10 protein-coding genes, 1 pseudogene and 1 CRISPR repeat array are annotated in these 12180 nt (G+C 46.7%); of the genes and pseudogenes, 4 read left to right on the top strand and 7 right to left on the bottom strand.

The window, feature by feature from the left end:
- The first annotated feature begins 152 nt into the window (after positions 1–152).
- Complete coding sequence (locus V6C93_RS26140) at positions 153–629, top strand: Clp protease N-terminal domain-containing protein (protein WP_333479597.1); 477 nt, start codon at positions 153–155, stop codon at positions 627–629.
- 114 nt (positions 630–743) lie between these two features.
- On the opposite strand, the gene V6C93_RS26135 is transcribed toward V6C93_RS26140, so the two are convergent.
- The 5 genes from V6C93_RS26135 to rpsB form a co-directional block, all read right to left on the bottom strand.
- On the bottom strand, positions 744–1700 hold the full coding sequence (locus V6C93_RS26135; protein ID WP_333479596.1) for a DUF4351 domain-containing protein: 957 nt from the start codon (positions 1698–1700) through the stop codon (positions 744–746).
- Entirely contained in the window at positions 1697–4192 is a 2496-nt protein-coding gene (gene recG / locus V6C93_RS26130) for an ATP-dependent DNA helicase RecG (protein ID WP_333479595.1), read from the bottom strand. The genes V6C93_RS26135 and recG overlap by 4 nt, the downstream gene beginning before the upstream one ends.
- A gap of 203 nt (positions 4193–4395) precedes the next feature.
- Complete coding sequence (locus V6C93_RS26125) at positions 4396–5298, bottom strand: hypothetical protein (protein ID WP_333479594.1); 903 nt, start codon at positions 5296–5298, stop codon at positions 4396–4398.
- 211 nt (positions 5299–5509) lie between these two features.
- Positions 5510–6166, bottom strand: a complete 657-nt coding sequence (gene tsf / locus V6C93_RS26120) for a translation elongation factor Ts (RefSeq protein WP_333479593.1) — start codon at positions 6164–6166, stop codon at positions 5510–5512.
- A 42-nt stretch (positions 6167–6208) separates the two neighbouring features.
- Positions 6209–7018 (bottom strand): 30S ribosomal protein S2, encoded by an 810-nt coding sequence (gene rpsB / locus V6C93_RS26115; protein WP_333479592.1) that lies wholly within the window; start codon positions 7016–7018, stop codon positions 6209–6211.
- 220 nt (positions 7019–7238) lie between these two features.
- Between rpsB and V6C93_RS26110 the strand changes: the two are divergent.
- A pseudogene (locus V6C93_RS26110) lies at positions 7239–7676 on the top strand (histidine kinase); the annotation flags it as partial.
- Between the two features lie 281 nt (positions 7677–7957).
- On the opposite strand, the gene V6C93_RS26105 reads toward V6C93_RS26110, so the two are convergent.
- On the bottom strand, positions 7958–8587 hold the full coding sequence (locus tag V6C93_RS26105; protein ID WP_333479590.1) for an alpha/beta hydrolase: 630 nt from the start codon (positions 8585–8587) through the stop codon (positions 7958–7960).
- Positions 8588–8822: 235 nt separating this feature from the next.
- On the opposite strand from V6C93_RS26105, the gene V6C93_RS26100 reads away from it, so the two are divergent.
- Positions 8823–9434, top strand: a complete 612-nt coding sequence (locus V6C93_RS26100) for a Uma2 family endonuclease (RefSeq protein WP_333479589.1) — start codon at positions 8823–8825, stop codon at positions 9432–9434.
- Between the two features lie 40 nt (positions 9435–9474).
- A complete protein-coding gene (locus V6C93_RS26095; protein WP_333479588.1) occupies positions 9475–10095 on the top strand; it encodes a hypothetical protein in 621 nt (206 codons plus the stop codon).
- 438 nt (positions 10096–10533) lie between these two features.
- On the opposite strand, the gene V6C93_RS26090 is transcribed toward V6C93_RS26095, so the two are convergent.
- Positions 10534–10995, bottom strand: coding sequence for a DUF29 domain-containing protein (locus V6C93_RS26090; protein ID WP_333479587.1), 462 nt, complete (start codon positions 10993–10995; stop codon positions 10534–10536).
- Positions 10996–11535: 540 nt separating this feature from the next.
- Positions 11536–11863: a CRISPR direct-repeat array (repeat unit 36 nt; unit sequence GTTTCCATTCAAGTTGTTTTCCCAGCGAGTGGGAAG).
- Positions 11864–12180 lie beyond the last annotated feature (317 nt).

The raw sequence follows: 12180 nt of genomic DNA, 5'->3' as shown, positions 1-12180 counted from the left end.
TGTAGGGGCGAAGCATTCGGACGGAAAATTTTAGGCGTTCGCGATAATTCATCACCCGAATGCTTCGCCCTAAACGAGAGGTGTATAGGTACGCATACCCTGTTACGTCTGTAAACATTGAGTAATGGACTGGCGCTCTAGTAGAGGCACCCATGTTTGAACGCTTCACACAACGAGCCATTAAGGTAATGATACTTGCTCAAGTAGAATCCGGCCGCTTGAACCATAACTTTATAGGCACGGAACACATTCTTTTGGCTTTAATGGGAGAAGGCACGAGCATTGCTGCAATCGCACTGAAGTCGGAGGGCGTTAGCCTCAAAGATGGGCGACGTGAAGTGGAAATAATGATTGGTCGAGGCTCCAACATTGTAGCTGCAAAAACTTCCTTTACTCCCACAGCTAAGCGCATTTTAGAGTTATGTGTAAAAGAAGCTGGTCAACAGAAGCGTCAATCTATCGGTACAGAACATTTATTGCTAGGTTTGATACAAGAAGGCGAGAGTGTAGCTGTTAGCGTCCTGCAAAACTTGGGGGTTGATCTTCAAAATTTACGCAATTTTATCATCCAAAATATGAGCGAACTAGGGGATGTAAAAAGTGATAAGATGCAGCCGGAAGACAGCTAGATAAACACGTCGCCAAGATTGACAGGCTGAACTAATTCAATCGTGCGATTGCCTATTGTCTGCTATTGCAAAATATTTCGATTCGTAATGATTCGTGCAACCTACTGCCACTCATCATTCAACCTGACTCGATTCATCAGAAACCCTATCTAACCAGCTCATTAAATCATCCTCATTCGCGAAATCAAGCAACGCCTCAGCTAAGTCCTCTAACTGAGGCAGCGATAACTGGCGAATGCGCTCCTCTAACTCAGGCTCAACCGTACCAATTCGCCGAGTGAGTAGGCGCATAATCACTGCCAATTCTCCTTCCAGCCTGCCTTCCAGCCTGCCTTGTTGCAGCCCTCGTTGCAGCCCTTCCTCCATCCAGCTAGTAACGATTTGCATAACGACCTCCTGCTCCTCTAGTTCCAACCTAACAATCTCTGCCCTGAACATTTCGTCCTCCCCAGCACTCAGGCGCAGATAAGTATCAACAAAGCCAGAGATTAACTGCATCCGTGCTGGATCGAGACGCAACGTAGCCAGAAGCCGCAAACATTCAAATTTAACTCGGGGACGGTCTTCAGGCGCTATGTTCATTTTAGCCATGAGCGCACTAGCTACCGGATTCTCATGTTGTAAGAAATCTCGCCAATTCAGCCGATTTAGCTGAATCACTGCATAGTTGAACTCCAAAACCACCTTATCGGGAAATTCAACTCGATAAATGTTTGGCTCTGGCCTTAGGGGCGCGTCATAAGAAAAGATGACTACTGGATAGACAGGGATTGCAAATTTCTCCGACAATCTAGCGAAATAGCGGAACATCCGCCGCCCAAAATCTGATTGTGGGCTAGCTTGGTTTTCTACATGAATTAGAAAGCATGACTCTTGCCCTCTGAATCTAGCTTTCACCACTAAATCAGCTTCATATTGCTCACCAGCGGTAACGTCAGTAAATATCTCTGTATTTTCAAAGGAGATAGAACCGGGTTCCAGATAAGCAAGTACCTGTGGGAAAAATAGCTCCAAAAACTCGACAAAGAAAGTAGAGAGTAATTCTTTAAATAAGCGGTCGTGGTCAATCATGTCAAAATAGCGCCACCCATCAGCTTGGAGTAACGATACTCCAACTCCTGTTTCATTAAAGGCCAGTTTTCTAGTGTCTCATCCTGAATAATGATCTTCTCCGCTGCATCTCGCGCCAAATTCAATACTTCCTGGTCTTCCACCAAACTGGCTAGAGCAAAATCCGCCAACCCCGATTGTCGCCTACCGAGCACTTCACCTGGCCCTCGGAAGCGCATATCCATCTCTGAGATGAAAAAGCCATCCTGCGACTGCTCCAAAACACCCAAACGCTGACGCGCTGTATCCGTTTTGGAACCACTCATCAGGAGACAGTAAGATTGGTGGGAACCTCGACCCACACGACCTCGTAATTGATGCAACTGAGATAACCCAAAACGTTCGGCATTTTCAATCATCATCACCGTAGCGTTGGGAACATCCACACCGACTTCAATGACTGTAGTCGAAACAATGATTTGAGTCTTGTTGTCACGGAATGCATTGAGCGCTTCATCCTTCTCGGCTGAACTCATGCGACCGTGCAACAATCCCACCTGGAATTCTGGGAAGATACTTTCAGACAGCCGTTGATGCTCTTCAACCGCCGATCGCAAATCCAATTTTTCGGATTCTTCAATTAGGGGCAATACAATATAGGCTTGACGCCCTTGCGCAATCTCCCGGCGCATCAGGTCATAAGCATGGTTGCGTTCCTTGCCCGATAAGACAGTGGTGTGAATATTCTGACGACCGGGTGGCAATTCATCAATCTGACTCACGTCCAAATCCCCGTGCAACGTCAGCGCTAAGGTTCGGGGAATGGGGGTTGCCGTCATCGTCAGGACATGAGGAGATTGCCCTTTTTGCTGCAAACGCGCCCGTTGCTGCACCCCAAACCGATGCTGCTCATCAATCACCACTAAACCCAGTTGTTGGAAGTTTACGGGGTCTTGAATCAGAGCATGAGTCCCCACCAAAAGGGGCAATTCCCCCGTTTCCAGCTGGGAATGAATTTGACGGCGCTTTTTGGTTGTCGTGGAACCCGTCAGCAATTCTACTGGCAAATGCAGCAAGTTGAACCAGCCCACCAGCTTACGATAATGCTGTTCTGCTAAAACTTCAGTAGGAGCCATCAGTGCCGCTTGGTAGCCGGATTGAATGGCGGCAAGGATGGCGAGGACGGCAACGACAGTTTTCCCCGACCCCACATCCCCTTGTACTAAGCGATTCATTGGGGTGGAGGATTGCAAATCGTTGAGAATGTCGTTAACCACTCGATTTTGAGCATTGGTTAGCTCAAAGGGGAGTAGTTGCTTGAATCGGTTGATGAGTTCACCTGTGGGAGCGAGTACAGCACTGGTTTCTTGTCGCTTGAGAGTCTGGCGGCGCTGAAGAAAGCCTAACTGTAAGTAGAAAAACTCATCAAACACTAATCGGCGACGAGCCGCAGCCAGGATGTCACTGTCTGGGGGAAAATGGAGATTGGCGATCGCATCACTCACCCCCATTAATCCATACTGCCTCCGTAAGGCAGCGGGAAGCGGCTCTTTGAGTTGGGACGCATAGGGAAGTACCGCAATCACCGAATGTCTCACGATGTCAGCCGGTACACCATCAGTGAGCGGATACACCGGTACAACTCGACCAATTTTCATCGAGTCAATGCTACCGCCAGGATGGTCTAAAACTTCCAATTCTGGGTCTTCCAGAGTTACACCATACTTATTCTTCTTCACCAAACCCGACGCTGCCACCACCGTCCCAGCAGGATAGCGATACTTTTGCTGCTCCTGCCAGCCACGATTCCCGTAACGAGTACCCGCAAAAAAACGATTGAGCTTAATCTGTCCCGTTGCATCTTGAAGCACTAGCTCGAAAATTGTTAACTTCCTGTTTTTAGGACTAGTGAAGCAGTTACAGCGCTTCACTGTTCCCACAACCGTTACCGTCTCACCAGCTTCCAGGTTCCGAATATCGACCTGACGCGCATAATCAATGTGGTCACGAGGGTAGTAATAAAGGAGGTCTCGTAATGTCATTAAACCCAGACGTGCCAGATATCCACTTCTTCGGATGCCGATTTCCTCTAACTGAGAGAGTGGTTGGTCAAGACTCAGCGTTGGAGTTGCTGTTACTCTACTTTGGGGCTGAACTAAGGGCGTCGTTCGAGGGGTTTTCACCTGAGGGGACTCTGATAGCAGCGTGGCGGTTGTCCCCTCAGCATTTCGGCGCTGAGTCTCTTGCTGAAGTTGGTAAAGAAATTGACGAGTGTCTGCAATCAGATTTTGTCGTTCTTGCCGCGTCATCTGATGATAACGGGAAAACTCGGTGGCAATTTCCTGCCACTGGCGTCTCTCAGTTGGCATCAGTCTGTCAGGAGTTTTGCCAAAACTGAGGCAGAGAAACTCACTAAAGCGGTACTGATTGCCCACCAAGTTAGTAAAACCTTTCTCTGCTTCTACTGCAAGGGCTTTTTGCAGTCGCAGCCAATCTGGTGATTCTGTTGCCACAATTTTCCCCTCTCTCAAGTTGAAGGCTAGCAGGTTGCAGGTTACAGAGTAGCAGGTTGTAGGTTGCAGCTTATCCGTATTTCATCACTGTCGGATCAACCAACGAAGTTAAAAGGACACAGCCAAGGAAAAATCAAGCTTTTATCCGAAAGTAAGGAAAGAGGGTTATGAGCTTCAACTTTCAACCTTCCAACCTTCAACCCTTAATCCTCAAACCAGCTTGCTCGCCATGCCGCTTCGGCTTGAGCAACAGACCGTTCTCGCTGCCTTTTGTGATACTCTCGATGGAGCATGTTTCCCTTGGCTGAAAGGTTCCGAATTTGATTGCGTCCAGCATTTAAGGCGGGGTCAGCAAACTCAAGCTCTGACAAACGCAGATTAATGGCAATGATACGAGTTAGGGTTGAGTCTTCTGAATCATCATCATTTTCTGTTTCCATCAACAAGTTTAAGAGATTTGGTGAGCCAATTGTGATTGACTCCGTAGAGTTATCGGCTTTGGCGGCAGCTTCTAAGACGGCGGCTGGCAATTTCCCTGGGATGATACCCGTTTGTTGTAGTAGACGATTGGTGTCCAAAGAGAGTGTTTCCAGGGTTTTTGCGATCGCTTCCTCCAATCGCTCTTGCCACTTTGCCAACGGTTCTGGTTTTGCAGACTCTGGCTTGGTTATCTCGGCAGTTTCTTCTGCCTCTATGCTCTCTGGCTCCTGATCGGGTTGGATTAACGGTTCTTCAGGCACATCTTGCAGTTGTTCGCTACTCAGGGGCGATTGCTCCCTCGCTGGCTCATCGCTTTGTGTCGCTTCTGTCGGGGGTAAATTCTTGGACGATTCTAGGTGTGAGAAAAACTGTTCTTGAGCGTTCTTGGCTAGGCTTAGTATGGATTGCTGTAATTTTTGCCGCTGATTGAAAGACATACTCACAAACGCTTCCGGATACCCATGAGTACAAACTTGATAGCTTGCTAGAATCAACTGTCGCCGCACAGCTTGTCCCAGTAACTGTAGATATTTGGAATAAGTACTGTACAGTTCTGCCCTCAAAAGAGCGATCGCATCCTCCAGCGCTGCTAAATCCTGCTCAATTCTCTCAATTGCTCTCGCCATACCGCACAGCTATTATTTCCCTACTCCAGGATAGCGGTTGATACCGATATCTTGGAGTAGGAATAGGCCCCGCTTTGCTGCATCATCCCTCTTTTGTTACTTTGGGGCTGAGTGATTGGGCGAAGCATTCTTGGATAGGTAGGGACAAGGGATAAAGGCACATCTAACTTTTAAAGTTTTTAGCCGTTTATCCCTGTCCTACCCTATTGACTTACTTGCCCATTTGTGCAGCAACTTCCTCAGCAAAGTTGCTCTCTTCCTTCTCAATACCTTCACCGAGGACGTAGCGAGTAAAGCGGCGCACTTGGATGTTTTCACCCAACAGAGCAATGGTTTGCTTCACCAACTCTTCCACGGAGATGCTTTGGTCGCGGATGTAGGGTTGATCCATCAAAGAAAGCTCTTTCAGGCGTTTTTCAATCCGACCTACAACAATCTTTTCTTTGATGTTATCCGGCTTGCCCGCTAGGTCATCCCGACCCATCTCTATATCTTTTTCTTTTTGAGACATTTCTGCCGGGATGTCCTCGACCTTTACGTACTCAACGTTCGGACAAGCTGCAACTTGCATCGCGATGTTCCGCACCAAGTCTTGGAACTCCTCGCGGCGAGCCACAAAATCCGTCTCGCAGTTCACTTCAACCAGTACGCCGACTCTGCCACCGGTGTGGATATAACTACCCACAAGTCCTTCAGCAGCTACACGACCGGCTTTTTTTTCGGCTGAGGTAATACCTTTTTGCCGCAGCCATTCAGCGGCCTTGGGGATGTCTCCCTCAGTCTCTTTGAGAGCTTTTTTACAGTCCATCATGCCAGCGCCGGTTTTGTCGCGCAGCTCCTTGACGAGTTTTGCTGAAATTTCCGCCATCTTGCTTTTGTCTCTACTCTATGAACCTAGATTACACACTAATTATTCTTCGCTACCCTCGCCATCCTCTGCTGCCAATGAGTCGATGTCGTCGATTTCGTCAATCTCTTCCTCGTCAACATCGTCCATTGCACCTTCGTAGTCTTCGTACTCTTCTTCGGCTTCGAGCTGACCGTGACGCCCTTCATAGATGGCATCCGCCAATTTACCCACTATTAGCTTAATGGAACGGATGGCATCATCATTAGCCGGAATCGGAATATCGACGACATCGGGGTCACAGTTGGTATCCAACATGGACACCAGGGTCAGTCCCAACTTTTCGCATTCCAAAATGGCGTTGTACTCGCGCCGTTGGTCTACGATAACCACCACATCGGGGACTTTCCGCATCAGTTTGATGCCACCCAAGTATTTCTGAAGCTTGCCTAGTTCCCGACGCAGAACCGATGCTTCTTTCTTCGGCAATAAGTCGAGTGCGCCACTTTCATCTCGGCGTTCTAATTCCTTTAACCGCTCCACCCGTGTCTTAATGGTCTCCCAGTTGGTGAGCATTCCGCCCAGCCAACGTTGGTTGACGTAATAAGCTCCACAACGAGACGCTTCTTGGGCAATAATTCCTGCGGCTTGGCGCTTTGTGCCTACAAACAGAAACTTCTTCCCTTGTTCTGAAGCTGTCCGCATGTAGCTATAGGCTTCTTCCATCAACTGGGCGGTTTGCACCAAGTCAATGATGTGGACACCATTCCGAGAGGTGTAAATATATGGCTCCATCTTGGGATTCCACCGTCTGGTCTGGTGACCAAAGTGAACCCCTGACTCTAGCATTTCCGCTAAAGAGATAACTGGCATTATTTTTTTGAACTCCTGATTCGGGTTTACCTTCCATCCAGGCGGATCTCCAGGTGGTTAATACTCCTAGAAACACCCGAAACCCTGAATGTGCAGAATTTAGACAACTTTTCTAGAATATCACAATTAGGCAAGCCTTGATGTTCAAGGTCTTGATTAACATGGCCTCTATGAATTCTTTTCAGTCAGTTACATTCATTAAACGCCTCATGGGTTATTCATGCTTCAGAAAATTTTCAAGAAAGTAGTGAAGGTTCTCCGGTGTTGGATGCAAACCTTGAACGTTGGTTTTCTCAAAAAAAGGCGCAGGTCTTTAAGGCAGCATAGATGGGAGCCAGAAAGGACAACGGATAAAGCGACACCCCAGCCAACTACAACCCCGATTTCCCATGCCGCTCCTGAAAGCAGCCTGTTTCAGGGAGCCAAGGCAGCACTCCTGCCGGATAATGAGGTCAGTCGGCTCAAAGCACTCGATCGCTATAAAGTTCTCGATACATCCCCGGAAATTGGATTTGATGACCTAACGGCCTTAGCCTCGCATATTTGCGGCACTCCCATTGCCTTAGTCAGCCTAATAGATGCTCATCGGCAATGGTTTAAGTCAAAGGTTGGCTTGGAGGCAACAGGAACCCCTAGAGAAGTGGCATTCTGTGCTCATGTATCTTCTATGCAATTGAGGACAGAGCGTATCCATCAAATCGTTCTGTCTTTGCGGAACTTCTCCCGGTTGGATGAAGGAGAGAAGAAACCTGTTTCTAGCCAGTCAATCGGTTGTTCTTCTTCTATTTTGTCTGGATTTACCCACACAACATTTCGGAGTTTACCTACCTGAACGGCGGCTTTATCAAAAAGTTTTCTTACAGTGTCATCAAGAGAAATTATAGTTTTATCTGTGGTCACAAATTCTATGATGCGACCGATCGCGATCGCACCTCTAGGTTAATGCCTAACCCCGCTAGCCTGAACGATATCCATCACAAAATTTCGCATCACACCGAAAACGGCGGGTATCACAATATGTCCCATGTCAAATTCCCGATACTCCACGCTTACACCCGCCGCTTTGAGAACCTCTCTGGCACTTTGAGCGGAACTTAGAGGCACCATTTTGTCTTGTCTGCCATGCACAATTAACACGGGTGGAAAGGATTTTCCAGACATTTGTCTTGGCTTGGAGTGCAGATAGCCACTCATACACATTAACCCTGCTAGAGGTAACGTTAGACCGACTTCCAGCGTCATTGCGCCACCTTGAGAAAATCCAGCTAACACAGTACGCGATAGAGGAACTCCAGTGCTACTCTCTAGAGATTTCAGCCAGTCTGTAAGCTGCTGCCGACTTGCTGTTAAACCTTGATCATCCTGGTTTCGTAGGTTGTACCACATCCTACCTCCGTAGGGATTGGAGTAAGGGGCGTCGGGGAATAGGAACTGGTATTCGGGAAGAGCGAACATGGGTGCGAAAGGTGCCAACTGTTGGGAGTTGCCCGTAAAGCCATGTAAGCAAACTACCAATCCGACAGGTGTTTGACCCTTTGCCGGAGGAACTGAGATGAAATTTAAAGACAAGGAATGATCTCCAACAAATCCAACGAAGCTACATCCTCATTGTGCTGGGGTGGCAGTTGCCTTGCCCTCATCAATAAGGCGTAAGTCCTGAGAGTGCGGATGAAATACGAGAGTTAGGAATTGACCCCTTTCGACGAACTCCTCGATCAGGATGCTGATTTTGGTGGGTATCTCAATACTTACCCAAAAGCGCTAGAGTAGGCTTAAATTTAGGTCAAATGCTCCCCATTGAACCATGCAAGTTACAGAAAAACGATTCTATTCTCCAGAGGAATATCTAGCACTAGAGGAGGCGGCTGACTACAAAAGCGAATACATTGACGGTGAAATTATTCCTATGGCAGGTGGCTCTACTAATCACAATCAGATAGCACTCAACTTCAGTACTGAACTAAATTTTACTTTCAAAAAACTCGACTATCGAGTGTTTATGATTGATGTCCGGTTGTGGATACCCAAGCGGCGCATCTATACTTATCCTGATGTGATGGTAGTGGCTGGAGAGCCGGAGTATTATAATGACCGCACGGATACGATTACTAATCCTAGAGTGATTATCGAGGTTTTGTCGCCATCAACTAAGAAATACGATCGCAGCAAAAAGTTTGAGGCATATCGCACGATTCCCCCATTTGAGGAATACTTGTTAATCGACACAACTCGCAGATATATCGAACATTTTTCTAAGACGGATAATAAGCGCTGGTCGTTTCGTGATTATGATGAATCGGATGAGGCGATCGCGCTTTCTTCAGTATCCTTTGAAATTTCTTTGGCAGATATCTATAATAAGGTCAATTTTGAACAGGTAGATGCCGAGTCTGCACTAGAAGTTGGAGAAAGTTAAGGTAAGACCGAAATAAATTAAACATATTCGTGAAATTAAAATGGCTTTCAGTAATTATAAAGATATTGGTTCAGTTCTCAAAGAATTTCAGATTACCTACACCGAAGCTAACTTCATGGGGGAAGTTGAGTTTAATATATCTGACTACTTCAGAGAAGACTTACAAACTGTTATGCAAGATGGAGTACCTAGTGCTTCAGAATTTTCAATTTGCGAAAATCTCATTTATCCAATTCTTAAAGAAGTTTGGAAATGCTATCGTAGCAATTTTGTTTTGTGGGGTCATAGGGCACTTACCTACGATGAGAATCTTTCAGGATTTCCTGAGTATATTTTGGCTCGACGTTCTCCTTTGGGAAAAGTTGTGTTTGATAAGCCTTATTTCTTGTTAGTTGAGGCAAAACAAGATAAATTTTCTGAAGGTTGGGCGCAGTGCCTTGCTGAAATGGTAGCGGCGCAACGATTGAATGATGAATTACAGATTACTATTTTTGGAATTGTCTCTAATGGCAAAGATTGGGAATTTAGTAAGCTAGAAAAAACGTCTTTTATTCAAAATAAAAATCGCTACTTTATTCAGGATTTAGATCGGCTGTTTGCTGCTGTAAACTATGTTTTCAAAGAATGTGAATCGCAGCTAAATCAGCTAGTTGTAGCTTAACTCTTTTAGCCTCTCTCCTACTCTTGAGTGAGGCTTTGAAATTAGCCCCCTTCTAACAATAAAAGTTTTTCCTTTTCCCTCCCCTTGTAGGGGAGGGAGCATGTCAGGGAGAGCAAGTGAAGGAATACCCTCATCCCCCAGCCCCTTCTCCCATTGGGAGAAGGGGAGCAAGACTTCAAAGTCCCTCTCCCACAGGGAGAGGGATTTAGGGTGAGGGCTGACAAAGTTGACATGCTCCCGTTAGGTTTGGGCTAGCTTATAGACCTCTTGCTCTCATTCAACTTTCGCCCCCCCTACCCCCCAACTTTGGGGGGAGAAATATTCTCGCGTCCCCCAGAATTGGGGCATTTAGGGGACATTTCAGGATTTATGCAAGAGGTCTACTGTACAGGCAATATTCCTTCTGCTTTTTGCCCAGAAGCTTGCTGCCTTCTTGCACTAGAGTTTAAATGGAAACTCAGGATTTAGTATTTGCTCCAGAAGGTAGGGGCATTCTTGAGGAAAGTCTTCATAGTCTAATGGAGTTTCGCTGACAGCTAAGTTCAAGGCAGTTTGGTAGGCATCTTCTATCGCTTCTTGTAAATAAGGTTGCAGACTTGGGCTTTCTTTAAGAAGCCGCAAAACTTGACGACGCTGTTCCCGAATCGTTGCTATCCAGCTTTTTGAACGGTGGCTTGGCTGAAATTCCCACTTCAGCAGGTGTCCTAGTAAAACCCCTAAACGGTTTCTTAATTCCTGTCGTTGCTGCTTGCCCAACGATTCAATCTCCTCAAGCAGATTTGGAACATCTAAGCTACTCCAATTTTCCTGCTGTATAAATTTTGCTTGCTGTTGTGTCCATGCATAGAAGTCTGTCTCGTATAAGTCTGTTGACTTACCAGTTATATAAGAGTTACTCACTTCTTGTAGACTCCTTCAGCTCGACTATTCTGCATCAATCATGGCACGCGGCTCTCACACGATGCTTTGTAGTATCTTACTTTTCACGGGATGTGGAAAGCCTCTCTCCTTGTAGGAGAGAGGCTTTGATTTTCCCCCCTTCCCTAGTGGGTCTATGCTTTACCCACATCTCCTGAAATCTAGTAGGGGCGAAGCATTTGGGCGATAATTGAGCGGCAAAAATCGAGATGTTTGCTTCCCAAATGCTTCGCCCTCAACCTTAGAGTGCGATCGCGTGGCAGGGCGAAGCATTCGGATACAAAAATCTTGGTCAGATAGCTAAATTGATCGTCCGAATGCTTCGCCCCTAAAGCATTGCGGGACTTATGGGTAAAGGATAGCCTAGTGGGTTAGGGGGTTAGGGGGTTAGGTTTTTCGTGAACTTTTCCACATGACGTGAAAAGTCAGTTGTAGTAGCCAACCCTGGATACTAAGTTGTTTTCCCAACGAGTGGGAAGGTTGTTTTTCCTGCACTGAATGTGCAGGCAGAGGGAGTCTATTGTTTCCATTCAAGTTGTTTTCCCAGCGAGTGGGAAGGATCGCGACTATCTTTTGGGTACACCAGTTGATCTTGAAGTTTCCATTCAAGTTGTTTTCCCAGCGAGTGGGAAGTGGTTCGGGTAACCCTGTTACCTTGAATCAACCGAAGTTTCCATTCAAGTTGTTTTCCCAGCGAGTGGGAAGCCCCTGGGGACATTGAGCTGAGCGTCTTTGCCAGCACGTTTCCATTCAAGTTGTTTTCCCAGCGAGTGGGAAGGATAATGGTCTAACCTTAGACCAATCTGACCACAGCGTTTCCATTCAAGTTGTTTTCCCAGCGAGTGGGAAGAGTTCGTTCAGGGAGCCTTACGGAGACTGGGTTTCAGCCGCCGAATCGACACACATCTGGAAATCCTACCATATCCTCCTAAAATTTGAGCCAAACACATGCCTAAAACCCTCTCCCTGTATGGCATCGACACACCTCAACGAAAAATATAGGGTTTCAGCGATTTGCTGAGGTGTGTAGATTGCTTCATTGGACGCTTTTCTGATGCAGTTTTCAATGGTTAAGCTTGACTTATTGCTTATATTAGTATAGTTAGGTCTGAAAAGTCATCATCGAGACGCTTAAACGGTAGAGATCCCCCTAAATCCCCCTCGGAG

Origin of the sequence: Allocoleopsis sp., from assembly GCF_036703385.1 — a bacterium.
Taxonomy (GTDB): domain Bacteria; phylum Cyanobacteriota; class Cyanobacteriia; order Cyanobacteriales; family Coleofasciculaceae; genus Allocoleopsis.
The sequence above is the reverse complement of the archived record's forward strand: the minus strand, read 5'-3'. Positions and strand labels throughout refer to the sequence as shown.